15 protein-coding genes are annotated in these 16,429 nt (G+C 71.4%); 5 read left to right on the top strand and 10 right to left on the bottom strand.

The annotated features are described in order from the left end of the window. Position 1: 1 nt before the first annotated feature. The 3 genes from ADK65_RS21955 to panB form a co-directional block, all read right to left on the bottom strand. The gene (locus tag ADK65_RS21955; RefSeq protein ID WP_053672048.1) at positions 2-817 is read right to left on the bottom strand and encodes an ABC transporter permease; all 816 of its coding nucleotides are present in this window, start codon (positions 815-817) and stop codon (positions 2-4) included. Next, positions 814-1,833, bottom strand: coding sequence for an ATP-binding cassette domain-containing protein (locus tag ADK65_RS21950; RefSeq protein WP_053672047.1), 1,020 nt, complete (start codon positions 1,831-1,833; stop codon positions 814-816). The genes ADK65_RS21955 and ADK65_RS21950 overlap by 4 nt, the downstream gene beginning before the upstream one ends. 153 nt (positions 1,834-1,986) lie before the next feature. After that, positions 1,987-2,862 carry a 3-methyl-2-oxobutanoate hydroxymethyltransferase gene (panB, locus tag ADK65_RS21945; protein ID WP_053672046.1) on the bottom strand — a complete coding sequence of 292 codons (876 nt, stop codon included), beginning with the start codon at positions 2,860-2,862 and terminating at the stop codon, positions 1,987-1,989. Between the two features lie 204 nt (positions 2,863-3,066). On the opposite strand from panB, the gene ADK65_RS21940 reads away from it, so the two are divergent. The 4 genes from ADK65_RS21940 (at position 3,067) to ADK65_RS21925 (ending at position 7,974) form a co-directional block, all read left to right on the top strand. After that, a complete protein-coding gene (locus ADK65_RS21940) occupies positions 3,067-4,668 on the top strand; it encodes an MFS transporter (RefSeq protein ID WP_078956084.1) in 1,602 nt (533 codons plus the stop codon). Between the two features lie 70 nt (positions 4,669-4,738). Then, positions 4,739-5,389: a TetR/AcrR family transcriptional regulator gene (locus ADK65_RS21935; RefSeq protein WP_053672044.1), complete on the top strand. Its 651-nt coding sequence runs from the start codon at positions 4,739-4,741 to the stop codon at positions 5,387-5,389. 178 nt (positions 5,390-5,567) lie between these two features. Next, entirely contained in the window at positions 5,568-6,620 is a 1,053-nt protein-coding gene (locus ADK65_RS21930; protein WP_053672043.1) for an endonuclease/exonuclease/phosphatase family protein, read from the top strand. A 136-nt stretch (positions 6,621-6,756) separates the two neighbouring features. Then, on the top strand, positions 6,757-7,974 hold the full coding sequence (locus ADK65_RS21925) for an MFS transporter (RefSeq protein WP_053672042.1): 1,218 nt from the start codon (positions 6,757-6,759) through the stop codon (positions 7,972-7,974). A gap of 105 nt (positions 7,975-8,079) precedes the next feature. On the opposite strand, the gene ADK65_RS21920 is transcribed toward ADK65_RS21925, so the two are convergent. From ADK65_RS21920 to ADK65_RS21895, 6 genes are all read right to left on the bottom strand, one after another. Further along, positions 8,080-8,658, bottom strand: a complete 579-nt coding sequence (locus ADK65_RS21920) for an O-methyltransferase (RefSeq protein WP_053672263.1) — start codon at positions 8,656-8,658, stop codon at positions 8,080-8,082. 80 nt (positions 8,659-8,738) lie between these two features. After that, the gene (locus tag ADK65_RS21915; protein WP_053672041.1) at positions 8,739-9,134 is read right to left on the bottom strand and encodes a VOC family protein; all 396 of its coding nucleotides are present in this window, start codon (positions 9,132-9,134) and stop codon (positions 8,739-8,741) included. A gap of 136 nt (positions 9,135-9,270) precedes the next feature. After that, positions 9,271-11,025 (bottom strand): NAD+ synthase, encoded by a 1,755-nt coding sequence (locus ADK65_RS21910; RefSeq protein ID WP_053672040.1) that lies wholly within the window; start codon positions 11,023-11,025, stop codon positions 9,271-9,273. A gap of 99 nt (positions 11,026-11,124) precedes the next feature. Next, positions 11,125-13,065, bottom strand: coding sequence for a S53 family peptidase (locus ADK65_RS21905; RefSeq protein ID WP_053672039.1), 1,941 nt, complete (start codon positions 13,063-13,065; stop codon positions 11,125-11,127). 166 nt (positions 13,066-13,231) lie between these two features. After that, on the bottom strand, positions 13,232-13,852 hold the full coding sequence (locus tag ADK65_RS21900; protein ID WP_053672038.1) for a DUF305 domain-containing protein: 621 nt from the start codon (positions 13,850-13,852) through the stop codon (positions 13,232-13,234). Continuing rightward, the gene (locus ADK65_RS21895; RefSeq protein ID WP_053672037.1) at positions 13,849-14,517 is read right to left on the bottom strand and encodes a DUF3105 domain-containing protein; all 669 of its coding nucleotides are present in this window, start codon (positions 14,515-14,517) and stop codon (positions 13,849-13,851) included. The genes ADK65_RS21900 and ADK65_RS21895 overlap by 4 nt, the downstream gene beginning before the upstream one ends. Positions 14,518-14,735: 218 nt before the next feature. On the opposite strand from ADK65_RS21895, the gene ADK65_RS21890 reads away from it, so the two are divergent. Next, on the top strand, positions 14,736-15,185 hold the full coding sequence (locus tag ADK65_RS21890) for an RrF2 family transcriptional regulator (RefSeq protein ID WP_053672036.1): 450 nt from the start codon (positions 14,736-14,738) through the stop codon (positions 15,183-15,185). Between the two features lie 42 nt (positions 15,186-15,227). Here ADK65_RS21890 and ADK65_RS21885 read toward each other — a convergent pair whose 3' ends face one another. Next, positions 15,228-16,415 carry a globin domain-containing protein gene (locus ADK65_RS21885; RefSeq protein ID WP_053672035.1) on the bottom strand — a complete coding sequence of 396 codons (1,188 nt, stop codon included), beginning with the start codon at positions 16,413-16,415 and terminating at the stop codon, positions 15,228-15,230. Positions 16,416-16,429 lie beyond the last annotated feature (14 nt).

Genomic DNA, 16,429 nt, shown 5'->3' with positions numbered 1-16,429 from the left:
GTCAGTTCTTCGTGCGGAACTTGTGGATCGCGACGGGCGCCATCACGGCGGTGATGGCCACCGACCAGCCGAGCGTCACCCACAGGTCGTGGGCGACCGGTCCGCCCACCATGAGTCCGCGCGCGGCGTCCGCGAGCGTGGACAGCGGGTTGTAGTCGGTGAACGCCTGCAGCCAGCCCGGCATCGACGTGGTCGGCGCGAAGATCGACGAGCCGAACTGCAGAGGGAACAGCACCAGGAAGCCCATCGCCTGCACCGACTGCGCGTTCTTCAGGATCACGCCCAGGGTGAGGAACACCCACATGATCGACGAGGCGAACGCCGTGGACAGGGCCACGGTCGCGAACAGCCCCGGCCAGTTCGTGATCTCGAACCCGACGGCCACGGCGACGATCATCAGCACGGCGGTCGCGAACAGCATCCGCAGCAGCTCCACCGAGATCTTCGCGAACAGCACCGAGCCGCGCCCGATGGGCAGGGACCGGAAGCGGTCCATGACGCCGGAGTTGAAGTCCTGGCTGAAGCCGGTGCCGACGCCCTGGGACAGCGTCATGCTCATCATGGCGATCATCCCGGGGATGACGTACTGCACGTACCGGTCCTGCCCGCCGCCCAGCGCCTGCCCGATCGAGCCGCCGAACACGAACACGAACAGCAGCGTGAAGATGACCGGCATCAGCAGTGCGTCGGCCATCGACTCCGGGTCCTTGCGGATCCACAGCAGGTTGCGGCGGATCAGGGCCCCGGTGTGGCGCAGATGGCCGCGCAGCGGGATCCGGGCGTCCGCGGCGGCGTCGCTGACGGTGACGGCGCTCATACGGCGGCCTCCTGAAGGTCTTCGGCGGGTGCGGCGTCCTGCGGGGCACTGGCACGGTGGCCGGTGAGGGACAGGAACACCTCGTCCAGGCTGGGCAGTTCGGTGGTGATGGAGGAGAGCGTGATGCCGCGCGCGGTGACCGCGCCGACCACGGCCGTCAGCTGTTCGTCGCTGAGGATCGGCACGAGGACCTCACCCCGGTCGGTGTCGACGGTCGTGGTGGCGAGCCCGGTGATCCCCAGCTCGTCCAGCGCGCCGGCGAGGGGCCGCAGGCGGGTGGGATCGGCCGGGCGGACCCGCAGCGTCCGGCCGCCGACCTTCGCCTTCAGCGCCTCGATCGCGCCGCCCGCGATGACCTGGCCGCGGTCGACGACCGTCAGCTCGGAGGCGAGCTGCTCGGCCTCCTCCATGTACTGGGTGGTGAGCAGCACGGTGACCCCGTCGCCGACCATGCGCTTCACCTCGTCCCACACCTCGTTGCGGGTGCGCGGGTCGAGCCCGGTGGTCGGCTCGTCGAGGAAGAGCACGGCCGGCCGGCCGATCATCGACGCGGCCAGGTCCAGCCGCCGCCGCATCCCCCCGGAGTAGGTCGCCGCCGGCCGCTTGGCCGCCTCGGTGAGCGAGAAGCGCTCCAGCAGCCCGTCGGCACGGGCGCGGGCCTCCTTGCGGGGCAGATCGAGCAGCCGCCCGATCATGTACAGGTTCTCCCAGCCCGAGAGCTTCTCGTCCACGGACGCGTACTGGCCCGTGAGCCCTATCACGCGCCGTAGCTGCCGCGGCTGCCGTACGACGTCGTACCCGGCCACCGTGGCCTGCCCGGAGTCGGGCGCCAGCAGGGTGGACAGGATCCGCACGAGGGTCGTCTTCCCGGCCCCGTTCGGCCCGAGCACCCCCATGACGGTGCCTTCCCGCACCTCCAGGTCGACCCCGTCCAGAGCCTTGGTCTCCCCGTAGTGCTTCACCAGCCCCCGCACGGTGACAGCGGCGCCGCTGGTCTGTGTGTCGATTCGCGTCATGGGACAGACGCTCCCAGGGCCCACCGACAAATCACCGACAGGCCGCCGACAGCGCGTGCCGGTGGCCCCGGCCAGGCTGTCGGTGGTGTCGGCACAGGGGACAGCCCGTCGACTGGGGGAGATCGACGGGCTGTCCGTGGTACCGCTGTGGCTCTAGTGGACCGAGTTCTCCTCCTGCGGGAACGTCCCGCCGACGACCTCGTCGGCGAACGCCTTCACCGCGTCGCCCATGACCTCACGCAGGTTGGCGTACTGCTTCACGAACTTCGGCACCCGCCCGCCGGTCAGACCCAGCATGTCGGTCCACACCAGCACCTGCGCGTCGGTCTCGGGGCCCGCCCCGATGCCGACGGTCGGGATGTGCAGCACCCGCGTCACCTCGGCGGCCAGCTCCGCCGGAACCAGCTCCAGCACCACGGCGAACGCACCGGCGTCCTGCACGGCCTTGGCGTCCCGCAGCAGCTGCTGGGCCGCCTCCTCGCCCCGCCCCTGCACGCGGTAGCCCATCGCGTTGACCGACTGCGGGGTCAGCCCGATGTGGGCCATGACCGGGATGCCGGACTCGACGAGCAGCCGGATCTGTTCGTGCGACCGCTCGCCCCCCTCCAGCTTCACCGCCTGCACGCCCGCCTCCTTCACCAGCCGGGTCGCCGAGCGCAGCGCCTGCACCGGACCCTCCTGGTAGGAGCCGAAGGGCAGGTCGCCGACGATCAGGGCACGGGAGGTGCCCCGTACGACCGCCGCCGACAGCATCGTCATCTCGTCGAGGGTGACGGGTACGGTCGTCTCGTACCCGAGGTGGCAGTTGCCCGCCGAGTCGCCGACGAGCATCACCGGGATCCCGGCCTCGTCGAACACGGACGCGGTCATCGCGTCGTAGGCGGTGAGCATCGGCCACTTCTCGCCGCGCTCCTTGGCGGCGGCGATGTCGCGCACGGTGATACGGCGGGTGCCCTTGCCCCCGTACAGCGCCCTGCCGCCGTCGGAGGACTTCTGCTGAGCAGTCTGGGCAGCCGGAAGCTGCGTCATTGCACGGCTCCTAACACGTCATCTCGAGGCGCCCTGACGGCGTCCCCGGACCACGTCCATGGTGGCACCTCGTGCCACCGAGGGCTAGGGGAGCCCCTGTGAGTTCCACCCCCGGAGGCCGGACGGGGGAAGCCGCGTAAGATCCTGGTAAGAGAATTCCGATACGAGACGGTCTCGTATCGAAATGGTCCTAGGCTCGCCCTCATGACTACTCCTGCCGATCCGGCCGCCCCCACCGGCCCGCGCGTACCGGAAGCGGTGCACCGGCGCCGCTGGGCGATCCTCGGCGTGCTGATGCTGAGCCTGCTGATCGTCGTGCTGGACAACTCGATCCTGAACGTCGCCATCAAGACGATCTCCACCCCGGCCCCCACCGGCCTGGGCGCCACGCAGAGCGAACTGGAATGGGCGATCAACGCCTACACCCTCGTCTTCGCGGGCCTGCTGTTCACCGCCGGGCTGCTCGGTGACCGGCTGGGCCGCAAGAAGGTGCTCCTCGGCGGTCTCGCCGTGTTCGGCATCGGCTCGGCGTTCGCCGCCTTCTCCGGCTCGCCGGGCGAGCTGATCACCTTCCGGGCGGTGATGGGCCTGGGCGCCGCGTTCGTGATGCCCGCCACCCTCGCCGTCCTCATGAACGTCTTCGAGCGCGAGGAGCAGCCGAAGGCCATCGGCATCTGGGCGGGCGGCGTCGGACTCGCCATCGCCATCGGCCCGATCACGGGCGGCGTGCTGCTCGACCACTTCTGGTGGGGCTCGGTCTTCCTCATCAACGTGCCGATCGTGCTGCTCGCGCTCGCGCTGATGCTCTGGCTGGTGCCCGACTCGCGCGACCCGAACCCCGGCCGGGTGGACCCCGTCGGCGTGGTGCTGTCCGTCGTCGGCCTGGTCCTGCTCGTCTACGGCATCATCAAGGGCGGCCAGCTCGCCGACTTCACCGACGCCACCGTGCTGTCCACCATCGGCGCCGGTCTCGCCGTACTCGTCGCGTTCGTCGTGTTCGAAAAGCGCAGCGACCACCCGTCGATAGACGTCACGTACTTCAAGAACAAGGTCTTCTCGGCCGCCATCGCCGCCATCGCGCTGGTCTTCTTCGCCCTCATGGGCGTGACCTTCTTCTCCGTCTTCTACACCCAGAGCGTGCGCGGCTACTCGCCCCTGCAGACCGGCCTGCTCATGCTGCCGCTGGCCGCAGCCCAGATGATCTTCGCGCCGCGCGCCCGGCTGGTGGTCGACCGCATCGGCAACAAGGCCACGACCACGGGGGGCCTCCTCGTCATCGCCGCCACGCTGGCCGCGTTCGCCGCGCTGGACGCCGATACGCCCATCTGGATCCTGGAAGTGATCTTCTTCCTGATGGGCACCGGCATGGCGCACATCATGACGCCGGTCAGCGTCGTCATCATGCAGGCCCTGCCCCGTGAGAAGGCCGGCTCCGCCTCCGCGCTCAGCAACACCTTCCGGCAGGTCGGCGGCGCCCTCGGCATCGCCGTCCTCGGCTCGGTGCTGTCCACGGCGTACCGCACGGGCGTCGAGGACAAACTCGGCGCCCTGCCCCCGGCGCTACGGCACACCGCGGGGGAGTCCATCGAGGCCACGCTCGGCATCGCGGACAAGCTGGGCCCGCGGGGCGAGGCCCTGGTCGCCCCGGCCCACGACGCCTTCCTGCACGCGATGCACGTCACCGCCCTGTGGGGCGCGGGCGTCGCGGTCCTCGGCGCGGTCCTCGTGGCGCTGTTCCTGCCGGGCAGGCCCCCGGCGGTCCAGGGGGCCGAGGAGGAGCAGAGGTTGTCGCACACCAGCTCGTAGGCACGCGGGAGAATGCACGTCCCGGCCGGCTCGGAACGGCCGTCGCCGGGTCAGGAAAGGAAGCAGCGACGTGAGCCTCGCCGAACGGCACCCCCCGCACGACGGTCCCGCGAGGGGACGTCCCAGAAGCGAGGCCGTCGAGCGCGCCATCATCGAGGGCGTGATGAAGCTCCTGGAGGAGGGCGTGCCCCTCGCGGACCTGTCCATCGAGCGCATCGCCCGCACCGCGGGTGTCGGCAAGGCCACCATCTACCGCCGCTGGAGCGGCAAGGAGGAGCTCTTCGTCGACGTCGTGCGCGCCGCCGAGCTCCCGGATCCGCCGCTGCCGGGCACCTCCATGCGCGACGACCTCGTGGTCCTGCTGGAGCAGGTGCGCCGGCGCGGCCTGGCCAACCGCTCCTCGGCGATCCTGCACAGCGTCCACGCCCAGATGAAGAGCAGCCCGAAACTGTGGGCGGCGTACCACGCCACCGTCGTCGCCCCGCGCCGCCGGCTCGGCCTGGAGGTCCTCAGCCGCGGCCAGAAGAACGGCGAACTGCGCACGGACCTCGACCTGAAGCTGCTGAACGACCTGTTCCTCGGGCCGATGCTGTTGCGCGCCGTGCTGCACACCGACGCCGACCTCCCCGACGACCTCGCCGAGCAGGTCGTCGACACCCTGCTCGAAGGGCTGCGGCCGGGCAGCTCACCCTCAGTCAGTTCCGCCTCCCAGGGCTCCTAGTGTGCGTGTTTCGTCACAGAGGACGCTTTCGGGGGGTCTGATCGGAACTCGTCGCGGGAAGCCGAACGTCATCGCCCCCGTACGGCCGTCGAGGGTCGGCGGGAACGGAACGGATCATCCCCTAGGGTCGTAAGGACACGGGGGCGATGGTGTGCACGGCAGGCAGTGAGGCGACGGTATGGCGCAGCAGGCGTACATGACGGAGACGGACAACGGCGGCTCGGGGCCCGAGCCACGGGGAGCCCGGCTTCGGCGCCTGTTCGACCGGCTGGCGGGCTCCTGGCGGGGCGACCCGCGGATCTGGCGGCGCGGGCTGTTCGTCGCCGCGGCCGCCGTGCTGCTGGCCCTGGTCATGGGGCTGCACTCGCGCATCCCGAACACGATCGGCAACCTGGGCAGCCTCACCGAGACGTTCCTGCCCTGGCTGGGCCTCCTGGTCCCGGTGCTGCTCGTCCTCGCCCTGGTCCGCAGGTCCGCGACCGCGCTGATCGCGGTGCTGCTGCCGTCCGTGGTCTGGCTGAACCTCTTCGGCGGTCAGCTCAGTGACAAGACCGCCACCGGCGGCGACCTCACGGTGGTCACGCACAACGTCAACGCCGAGAACCCGGACCCGGCCGGCACCGCCCGTGACGTGGCCGCCTCCGGAGCGGACGTGCTGGCCCTGGAGGAGCTGACGCCGGCCGCGGTGCCCACGTACGAGAAGGCGCTGGCGTCGACGTACCGCTACCACTCGGTGCAGGGCACGGTCGGGGTGTGGAGCAAGTACCCGCTGAGCGGGGTGCGGGCCGTCGACACCGACATGGGCTGGACCCGCGCGATGCGCGCCACCGTGACCGCCCCGGCCGGGCAGGTCGCCGTCTACGTCGCCCATCTGCCCTCGGTGCGCGTGAAGATGGAGGCCGGTTTCACGGCCCGGCAGCGCGACCGCAGCGCCGACTACCTCGGCGAGGCCATCGCCCACGAACCGCTGAAGGACGTGGTCCTGCTCGGCGACCTGAACGGCACGATGAACGACCGCGCGCTCAACGCCGTGACCTCGCAGATGCGTTCCACGCAGGGTGCGGCGGGCAACGGCTTCGGCTTCAGCTGGCCCGCGTCCTTCCCGATGGCGCGCATCGACCAGATCATGGTCCGGGGCCTGAAGCCGGACAGCTCATGGACCCTCCCGCAGACCGGCAGCGACCATCTCCCGGTCGCGGCGCGTGTGAGTGTCACCACAAGCGGTTCCTGAAACTCCCTGGTCACAGCCCTGCCGCCGGAAATCCGCGCCGAAGGCGGCAGGGCGTGGAATAGCGCGCCTGCGAGACTTTGTTCCGTACTTGAACATACGCGTACGGATCTCCAAGCAAGTCTCGAAAGGCTCACTCATGCCCCTGGCCCTGCTAGCCCTTGCCGTGGGCGCCTTCGGCATCGGTACGACCGAGTTCGTGATGATGGGGCTGCTGCCCGACGTCGCGGACGACCTGAACATCTCGATACCCAGCGCCGGCCATCTGGTGTCGGCGTACGCGCTGGGCGTCGTCATCGGCGCCCCGCTGCTGGCCGCGGTCACCGCGAAGATGTCCCGGCGCACGGTTCTCACCGGCCTGATGGGACTGTTCGTCGTGGGCAACGCCCTGTCGGCCCTCGCGCCCGACAACGGCTGGCTGCTGGCCGCCCGCTTCCTGAGCGGCCTGCCGCACGGCGCCTTCTTCGGCGTCGGCGCCGTCGTAGCGACGAACATGGTCGCCCCCGAACGCAAGGCGCGCTCCGTCTCGCTGATGTTCCTCGGCCTGACGATCGCGAACGTCGCGGGCGTGCCGGTCGCGACCCTGATGGGTCAGCACCTCGGCTGGAGGGCGACCTTCCTCGGCGTCAGCGCCATCGGCCTCGCGGCCATCGCCGCGCTCGCGCTCCTCATCCCGCGGGATCACGAGCACATCACCGCCCAGGGCCTGCGCGGCGAACTCGCCGCCCTGAGCTCCCTGCCGGTCTGGCTGTCGCTCGGCACGACCGTCGCGGGCTTCGGTGCGCTCTTCTCGGCCTACAGCTACATCACGCCGATGCTCACGGAAGCCGCCGGCTACGCCGACGCCAGCGTCACCCTGCTGCTGGCGCTGTTCGGCGTCGGCGCGACCGCGGGCAACCTGCTGGGCGGCCGCCTGGCCGACCACTCCCTGCGCGGCACCCTGTTCGGCTGCCTCGCCTCGCTGGTGGTGGTCCTGTCGCTGTTCCCGCTGCTGATGCGCACGGAGGTCACGGCCGCCGTCGCCGTGATCCTGCTCGGCCTGACCGCCTTCGCCACCGGCTCCCCGCTCCAGCTCATGGTCATGGAGAAGGCCTCCTCGGCCCCGTCCCTGGCCTCCTCGGCCAACCAGGCCGCCTTCAACCTGGCCAACGCCGGCGGCGCCTGGATCGGCGGTCTCGCCCTGGCCGCGGGCTTCGGCGTCACCTCCCCGGCCCTGGCCGGTGTGGCCCTGGCCGTTCTCGGACTGGCCGTGGCGTCCTTCGCCTACGCGGTGGACCGCCGCCGGGCCCCGGCCTCCGGCCGCGAGCGGATCGTGGCGAGCCACGTCCCGCAGGAGGCGGAGCCGGTGCACCACTGACGGCTTCCGGCGTACGGCAGCCCGTGGGACCTGTTCCCACGGGCTGCCCTCGTTCGTCAGGCGGCAGCCACGGGACCGGACCCACGGGCTGCCGCCGCTCGTCGTCTACCGGGACGCCTGCCGCCGCGCCGCGACGACCGCCGAACTGGTCGGAGTGGTGAGGACCTCGGCCGCGTCCAGGTCCGGATGGGTGAGGTAGAACAGGCGCAGCTCGTCCACCTCGCCCTCGAACCGGGGCGGCCACTCGGCCGACGGCGTGAAGTCGTCCAGGACGAGAATCCCGCCGGGGGCGAGCAGCTCGACGACCCTGTGCGGGTCGTCCCGCTTGCCGCCGCCGTCGCAGAAGAACACGTCGAACGGGGCGTGCCGTTCGAGCAGCCGCCAGTCACCGGTCAGCACGCTGACGCGGCCGTCGTCGGCGAACACCCCGGCCGCGCGACGGGCCAGCTCCTCGTCCCGTTCCACGGTGACGAGCCGCGCGCCGTCCCCGAGGCCGCTGTGCAGCCAGGCGGTCCCCACACCCGACCCGGTGCCGCTCTCGGCGACGACCCCACCGGGCTTGGCGGCGGCAGCCGTCCTCAGCAGCCTGCCGACCTCCCGGACGCAGCTCTTGGTGAACCCCGCCTCGACGGCTAGCCGTTCGGCGGCCAGAACACGCTCCGGAACACTCCGCTCGCTCACGATCGACCCCCTCCGCGCCGAGGCTACGTGACCAGCCGTCAGTACGCAGGAGGACCGGTTGAAGCGCCGGGCGCGCGACCGCCCTACTCCCGCGGCTGGGTCGCGATCTGGATCAGGTTGCCGCAGGTGTCGTCGAGGACGGCCGTGGTGACGGGGCCCATGTCCACGGGCTCCTGGGTGAAGCGGACGCCCAGACGGCTCAGGCGCTCGTACTCGGCGCGAACGTCGTCCACGGCGAACTGGGCGACGGGGATGCCGTCGGCGGCGAGCGCGTCGCGGTAGGGCTTGACGGCCGGGTGCCCCGCGGGCTCCAGCAGCAGCTCCGTGCCGCCGGGATCCTCGGGGGAGACGACGGTCAGCCACCGGTCCGTTTCGCCGACCGGGACGTCGTACTTCTTCACGAAGCCGAGCACCTCGGTGTAGAAGCGGAGGGCCTTGGCCTGGTCGTCGACGAAGACGCTGGTCAGATGGATCCTCATGGCGGGCTCCCGTGGTCGGGTCGAGGGACGCGGGTCTCGGCGGGCCCGGCGGTCTCCCGCACCTCACGGTGCGGGAGACCGCCGGGCCCGGGAGGCCGGGCCGGTGGCCGTGGCCGTCCCTGACGACCCTCGCCCGTCAGAGCGACTCCCGCCACCCGTTCGTGATCGGCAGCCGGCGGTCCTTGCCGAAGCCCTTCGGGGAGATCTTCGTGCCCGGCGGGTACTGACGCCGCTTGTACTCGGCCGTGTCGACCATGCGCAGCGTCTTCGCGACCAGCTCCGCGTCGAAGCCGGCCGCCACGATCTCGTCCGCGCCCCGGTCCCGGTCGACGTACAGCTCCAGGAGCGAATCCAGGACGGGGTAATCGGGCAGCGAGTCCGTGTCGACCTGGCCCGGGCGCAGTTCCGCGCTCGGGGGCTTGGAGATCGAGTTCTCCGGGATGGGCGGGGTCTGGCCACGCTCCCGGGCGGCCCGGTTGCGCCACTCGGCGAGCCGGAACACCGACGTCTTGTAGACGTCCTTGATCGGACCGTACGCCCCGACCGAGTCGCCGTAGAGCGTCGAGTAGCCGACCGCCAGTTCCGACTTGTTGCCCGGGGCCAGGACGATGTGGCCCTCCTGGTTGGAGATCGCCATGAGCAGCGTGCCGCGCAGGCGCGACTGGAGGTTCTCCTCGGCCAGGCCGGTCAGGCCCAGCGAGCCCATGTACGCGTCGAACATCGGCTCGATGGCCACGGTGCGGTAGTTCAGGCCCGTGCGACGGGCCAGTTCGGCCGCGTCGTCCTTGGAGTGGTCCGAGGAGTACTTCGACGGCATCGACACGCCGTACACGTTCTGCGCGCCCACCGCGTCGCAGGCGATCGCCGCGACCAGCGCCGAGTCGATCCCGCCGGACAGCCCGATCAGGACCGAGGTGAAACCGTTCTTCGCGACGTACGCCCGCAGGCCCACGACCAGCGCCGAGTAGACCTCCTCGTCGTCGTCCAGCCGGTCCGCGTAACCGCCCGTGAGCTCGGGCTCGTACGCCGGCAGCGGCTCCTCGGAGAGCACCACGCGGTCGATGCGCAGACCGTCGTCGACCACGCCCGTCGGCGCGTCCGCCGACGCGGCCGGAAGGTCCAGGTCCAGGACCACGCAGCCCTCGGAGAACTGCGGCGCACGCGCCACGACCTCGCCGTCCTTGTCGACCACGATCGAGTCGCCGTCGAACACCAGCTCGTCCTGGCCGCCGATCATGGCCAGGTAGGCCGTGGTGCAGCCGGCCTCCTGCGCCCGCTTGCGGACCAGCTCCAGGCGCGTGTCGTCCTTGTTGCGCTCATAGGGGGAGGCGTTGATGGACACCAGCAGGCCCGCCTGCGCCGAACGGGCGGCGGGGACGCGGCCCCCGTCCTGCCAGAGGTCCTCGCAGATGGCCAGGGCGACGTCCACGCCGTGCACCCGCAGCACCGGCATGCTGTCGCCGGGCACGAAGTAGCGGAACTCGTCGAAGACGCCGTAGTTCGGCAGGTGGTGCTTGGCGAAGTTCAGGACCACCTCGCCGCGGTGGAGCACCGCCCCGGCGTTCTGCGGCGCGCCAGCCGGCTGGCCGTACTTCGGCTGGGCGGTCGCGCTGCGGTCGAGATAGCCGACGATCACCGGCAGCTCTCCGAAGCCCTCCTCGGCCAGGCGCGCGGCGAGAGCGCGCAGCGCCGCGCGGGAGGCCTCGACGAAGGACGACCTGAGCGCCAGGTCCTCGACGGGATACCCGGTCAGCACCATCTCCGGGAACGCGACCAGATGCGCTCCCTGTTCGGCGGAGTGCCGGGTCCAGCGGACGATCGACTCGGTGTTACCGGCGAGGTCGCCCACGCCGGCGTCGATCTGGTTCAGGGCGAGACGTAGTTGAGGCACGCCGCCCAGTGTAATCGTCAGAGCGACACAATGGGGTGGTGTGGGTCACCCCACACCACCCCATGTCCCCTTGCGGAGGCCGGCGGAAGTCAGCGCACCTCAGCGGCGCCGGTACGACTCCACGTAGCCGTTCGCGGGCGAGCCCACGCCGGTGACGTCGTCGTAGCCCTTCACGGCCGCGAGCGAGCTGTCCTTGCCGAGGCTGCGCACGGACGTGGTCAGACCGCCCGTGGCGTCGTAGCCGTTCACGAAGTCGACCCGGGCCACGGCGAGGCCGGAGCCCGTCGGGTCGTCGGTGACGTCGTGGTAGACCTTCGAGCCGTACTTCGCGTAGATCACCGGGTTGGCGAAGCCGATCGCCTTGCCGCGGGCCTCCTGGGCGAGGGCCTGGACGGCCGCGATGGTCGGCGCGGCGAGCGAGGTGCCGCCGATGCGGTACTCGCTGTAGGCCTGTGTCTTGCCGTCGGGGAGCGTCTGCGTCTGTCCCACCAGGAAGCCGGTGTTCGGGTCGGCGATCGCCGCGATGTCCGGGACGACCCGGTTGCCGGCCGCGCTGTTGGCCTTCGCCAGCGCGTTCGGCACGACGCCCTGCTGGTAGCCGGGCTCGGCGACGGTCTTGCTGGTGCCTCCGCCCGCGCCCGAGGTGAACGCGCCGGGGAAGTCGGTCCAGCTCTTGCCGTCGGCCGACAGGGTCGCCTTGTCGGTGCCCCAGCCGGTCTCCCAGAGGTACGTGTCGTCCTTGCCGACGGCCAGCGAGGTGCCGCCGACGGCGGTCACCCACGCCGAGTTGGCCGGGGAGTCGACCTGCTTCGTGCCGGAGTTCGCGACCTCGTCGCCGTCGTCACCGGAGGAGAAGTAGAAGCCGATGCCCTCGACCGCGCCCAGCTGGAAGACCTGGTCGTAGGCGGCCGCGAGGTCGGGGGTCTGCGCGGCCTCGACCTCGCCCCAGGAGTTGGAGACGATGTCGGCCAGGTGCTTGTCGACGACCTTGCCGAGCGCGTCGAGCAGGTCGTCGTCGTGGCAGGAGGCGGCGCCGACGTAGGTGACGTTCGCGGCGGGCGCGACCGCGTGCACGGCCTCGACGTCCAGGGTCTCCTCGCCGTACCAGCCGGAGGCCGAGCAGCCCTTGGTGTCGGAGTACTTCTTGGGCAGGACCTGCTGCAGCTGACCCGTCTTCCACGCCGCGTCGCCGTTGCGCTTGGCGTAGGTGCCGGCGTCGTAGGCGATCGTCGGGGAGGCGTACGCGTCCGTGATGGCGACCCGGACGCCCTTGCCGGTGCGCGTGCCCGCGCCGTAGGCGGCCCGCAGCTGCTTGCCCGTGTAGCCCTTGACGACGTAGGGGACCTTCTTGCCGTAGGCGTCCGGGAGAGTGCTCGCGGTGGCGGAGCCGTAGTACGAGGAGAACGGCCCGGCGTTGCGGAACACGGTGTCCGGCGGCGGCAGCTGATCGTCGTGCGTGGCCATGTGCGGCGCGTTGTCCAGCCCGGTCACGGTCAGGACGGCGTCGGCCAGGCTCTGCGGCACGGAGGCGGTGCTCGCCGGAGCGCGGTAGGTCCTCGAGCCCTTGGCGAAGTTGTGCAGCCGGGTGCCGAACGCCTTCTCGACGGCGGCCACGTCACCGCTGACGGACACGTAGTGCCGCGTGACGCCGGTGACCTTCAGGCCCGCGGCCGTCAGCCAGGACTTCACGGCCGCCACCTGGGCCGGGGTCGCACCGAAGCGGGCCTGCGCCTGCCCGGCCGTCAGGTACTTGCCGTAGGAGTCCGAATGCGGGTCGGAGACGGCCTTGGCGTAGGCGGCCAGGCCCGCCGCGTCCCGGCCGGCGAGGTAGACCCGGGCCGAGACCCGGGTGGTGTCGGAGGTGGCGCCCCTGTCCGCCTTGGCGGTGGCCCACGCGGGCCGGGTCCCGGCCAGCAGGTCGCGGGCCGGGTGGTCGGCGGCGTGGGCCGCGGGTATGCCGAGCGCCAGCGCACCGGCGAGCATCGGCAGTGTCGCTGCCAGACTCACCCCGGCGCGCACCGTGGCGCGGTTGGATCTCATGGAACCCCCTGCGGTTCGTCGTGAGTGGATCACTCGACGGTCGCCACTCTCGCGATGAACCGTTCATGCCAGGGAATGGCGCAGCCCAAGAACCGCTCTACGGAGGCCAAGAAGAGCCCAAGAGGCCGCAGTGCGGGGCGATGTGAGGCTTACGCCCCGCGTGTCCCTACGGCCGTGCCGCCGCGCCCCGCTCCTTGAGCATGTCCGCCATCAGCGCGATCTCCGACTGCTGCGCGTCCACCATGCCCTGGGCGAGCCGCTTCTCCACGCCGACCGCGCACCGCTCCACACAGCCCTCGGCCATGTGGATGCCGCCCTTGTGATGGTCCGTCATCAGCTGGAGGTAGAAGACCTCCGCCCGCTTCCCGCTGAGCTCGCCGAGCTTCTTCATCTCGGTGTTGGTCGCCATGCCCGGCATCAGCGCGCCGTCCTTGCCGGAGGCCATGCCGCCCATGTCCATCCAGGTCATCGGCGGTTCGGAGGACACCTTGGGCAGACCCCACAGGTCCAGCCAGCCGAGCATCATGCCGCGCTGGTTGGCCTGTGTCTGCGCGATGTCGTACGCGAGCCGCCGGACCTCCTCGTCCCGCGTGCGGTCGCGCACGATGTACGACATCTCCACGGCCTGCTGGTGGTGCACCGCCATGTCCCGCGCGAAGCCCGCGTCCGCGGACTCGGCGGACGGCGTCCTGCCGCCGCCGTCGTCCCCGGCGACGGCGTAGGTGATCGCACCGGCGGCCACGAGGGCCGCCGCCGCGGCCCCGGCGATCAGGCCGGCATGCCTCACTCGGACAGCCCGTTCGTGCACGCGGCTCCCGGCTCGGGGGTCTGCTCGCCCTGGACGAACTTCTCGAAGAACGCGTCCACGTTCGGGTCCTTCGCGCCCGTCACGGTGCGCTGGTGACCCCACGCCGAGAGCATGATCGGGTCCTTCTGGTCGTCCATCGGGCTCATCAGCGTGTACGGCGTCTTCTTCACCTTCGCCGCGAGCGCGTCGACGTCGGCCTTCTTCGCGTCGGCGTTGTACGTCACCCACACCGCGCCGTGCTCCAGCGAGTGCACGGCGTTGGTGTTCTTCAGCGGCTCGGTGTAGACGTCGCCGTTGCAGTTCATCCAGACCGGGTTGTGATCGCCGCCGACCGGCGGTTCGGAGGCGTACTTCACGGCCTTGGTGACGTGGTTGCGGGACAGCTTGCCCTCCCACGTCCTCACGCCGTCCTTGCCCGTCACGAACTTGCCCTTGCCGGAGGAGTCGCTCGTCGCCGCGGTGTCACTGCCCCCGTCGTCCTGGGACCGCACCAGCACGACACCGCCGACCACGAGCCCGGCGAGGACCACCACACTGGCCGCGATGGTGAGGACCCGGTTGCGGCGCTCACGGGACTGCTCGGCGCGCCGCATCTCCTCTATTCGCGCCCTGCGGTCCGTGCTGCTCTTGTTGGCGGAGCCCATGAGGTGTCCTTCGTGGGAAAAGTGACGGTCGGGTGGAGTGATCGTAGTGGGGGAGGCGGGGCGCCTCGTAGGGCAGCCGCGGGAATGGGCCGAATCGATACGGCACCGACAGCCGCCCGACAGCTTCACCGGTCCGTGCGCCGGTGTCGCGCCCCGAGGGCCTGCTCACGGATGCCGGATAATTTGAACCGCAGATTCCCATTACCTAGGCTGCCCGCATGCGGCTGCTGCGCTCGACCGACCTCGCCCTGCGGGTGCTGATGCGGCTCGCCGTCGCGGGCGCGTCGAGTCCGACGACCCGGGACGTCGCGGACGGCATGGACGTGCCGTACACCCACCTGGCGAAGGTCGTCGCCGAGCTCCAGCACATGGGCCTGCTCCAGGCCCGCCGCGGCCGGGGCGGCGGCCTCACCCTCACCGAGCGGGGCCGTACGGCCTCGGTGGGCGCCGTGGTCCGCGCCTTCGAGGGCGGCGGCGACGTGGTCGACTGCGAGGGCCCGACGCCCTGCCCCCTCAACTCCGCCTGCCGCCTGCGCGGCGCCCTGCGCCGGGCCCAGGAGGCGTTCTTCACCTCACTGGACCCGGTCACCGTGGAGGACATCGTGGCGGAGCCGACCGGGGCACTGCTGCTGGGGATCTCGCGGGGCGCCGCTCCCCGTACCCCTTAGTCCCGGCCCCTCGGCTACGGAAGGCTCCGACCCCCGTACCCCCTAGCCCTGCCCCGCCAGCCACAGGTCCGGGCCGAACACCTCGTAGTGGATGTGGGCGGGGGCCACGCCCCGGGCGATCAGCTGGGTGCGCACCGCCCGCATGAACGGGAGCGGGCCGCACAGGTACGCGCGCGTGCCCGGGGCGAGCGCGACACCGGTGAGGTCGACCCGTCCGGGATGCGTTCCCGCGGGAGCGTCCTGCTCGTACCAGAGGTGGACGGCCACGTCGGGCAGCTTGGCGGCGTAGGCCTCGTGGTCGGTGCGCAGGGCGTGGGTGGCGGGGGAGCGGTCGGCGTGCACGACGGTGACCGGGGCGCTGTGGCCGGAGCCGGCGAGGTGCGCCAGCATCGCCGCCATCGGAGTCACGCCGATGCCCGCCGAGGCCAGCAGCAGCGGCGTGCCGGGACCGCCGTCCAGGACCAGGTCGCCGTACGGCTCGGACAGCTCCAGTACGTCGCCGACCCGCACGCGCGCGTGCAGATGGTTCGAGACCTCGCCGTCGGGGACGCCGGCCCCGCGGATCCGCTTCACGCTGATCTGCCGAAGGCCGGGGCCGGGCGCCCCCGACAGGCTGTACTGCCGTATCTGCCGGGCGCCGTCCGCGAGGGCGACACGGACGGAGACGTACTGCCCCGCGAGGAAGTCCCGCACCGGACCGCCGTCGGCCGGCCGCAGCCGGAACGTGGCGACGTCGTCGGTCTCGGCGACCCGGTCGACGACCTCCCAGCACCGCCAGGTGTGCCCGCCGCGCTCCTCGCGCAGCCGCCGCTCCTCGGCGATCAGGGCGTTCGCCATCAGCCAGTAGACCTCGTCCCAGGCGGCGGCGACCTCGGGCGTGACGGCGTCGCCGAGCACCTCGGCGATGGCGGCGAACAGATGCTCGTGGACGACGCCGTACTGCTCCGGCGCGACACCGAGCGAGGCGTGCTTGTGGGCGATGCGGTGGAGCATCCCGTCCGGCCGCTGCCCGGGGTGGTCCAGCAGGTGGGTCGCGAACGCCGCGACGGCCCCGGCGAGCGCCTGGCGCTGGGCGCCGGAGGCCTGGTTGCCCCGGTTGAACAGATCCCGCCGCAGCTCGGGGTGTGCCGCGAACAGTCCGGCGTAGAAGCGCTCGGTGATCGTGCCGAGGGCGGCCCCGACGGCGGGGAGCGTGGCACGGACGGTGGCGGCGGACTGCTCGGACAGCATGAGGGCTCCTCAGG

The organism is Streptomyces sp. NRRL B-1140 (assembly GCF_001280065.1).
Classification (GTDB): domain Bacteria; phylum Actinomycetota; class Actinomycetes; order Streptomycetales; family Streptomycetaceae; genus Streptomyces.
The sequence above is the reverse complement of the archived record's forward strand: the minus strand, read 5'-3'. Positions and strand labels throughout refer to the sequence as shown.

What these genes read in the sequence shown, in the direction of transcription:
- ADK65_RS21955 (WP_053672048.1), bottom strand. Translation starts at nt 817, where the DNA reads ATGAGCGCCGTCACCGTCAGCGACGCCGCCGCGGACGCCCGGATCCCG.
- ADK65_RS21950 (WP_053672047.1), bottom strand. Translation starts at nt 1,833, where the DNA reads ATGACGCGAATCGACACACAGACCAGCGGCGCCGCTGTCACCGTGCGG.
- panB (WP_053672046.1), bottom strand. Translation starts at nt 2,862, where the DNA reads ATGACGCAGCTTCCGGCTGCCCAGACTGCTCAGCAGAAGTCCTCCGAC.
- ADK65_RS21940 (WP_078956084.1), top strand. Translation starts at nt 3,067, where the DNA reads ATGACTACTCCTGCCGATCCGGCCGCCCCCACCGGCCCGCGCGTACCG.
- ADK65_RS21930 (WP_053672043.1), top strand. Translation starts at nt 5,568, where the DNA reads ATGGCGCAGCAGGCGTACATGACGGAGACGGACAACGGCGGCTCGGGG.
- ADK65_RS21925 (WP_053672042.1), top strand. Translation starts at nt 6,757, where the DNA reads ATGCCCCTGGCCCTGCTAGCCCTTGCCGTGGGCGCCTTCGGCATCGGT.
- ADK65_RS21915 (WP_053672041.1), bottom strand. Translation starts at nt 9,134, where the DNA reads ATGAGGATCCATCTGACCAGCGTCTTCGTCGACGACCAGGCCAAGGCC.
- ADK65_RS21905 (WP_053672039.1), bottom strand. Translation starts at nt 13,065, where the DNA reads ATGAGATCCAACCGCGCCACGGTGCGCGCCGGGGTGAGTCTGGCAGCG.
- ADK65_RS21895 (WP_053672037.1), bottom strand. Translation starts at nt 14,517, where the DNA reads ATGGGCTCCGCCAACAAGAGCAGCACGGACCGCAGGGCGCGAATAGAG.
- ADK65_RS21890 (WP_053672036.1), top strand. Translation starts at nt 14,736, where the DNA reads ATGCGGCTGCTGCGCTCGACCGACCTCGCCCTGCGGGTGCTGATGCGG.
- ADK65_RS21885 (WP_053672035.1), bottom strand. Translation starts at nt 16,415, where the DNA reads ATGCTGTCCGAGCAGTCCGCCGCCACCGTCCGTGCCACGCTCCCCGCC.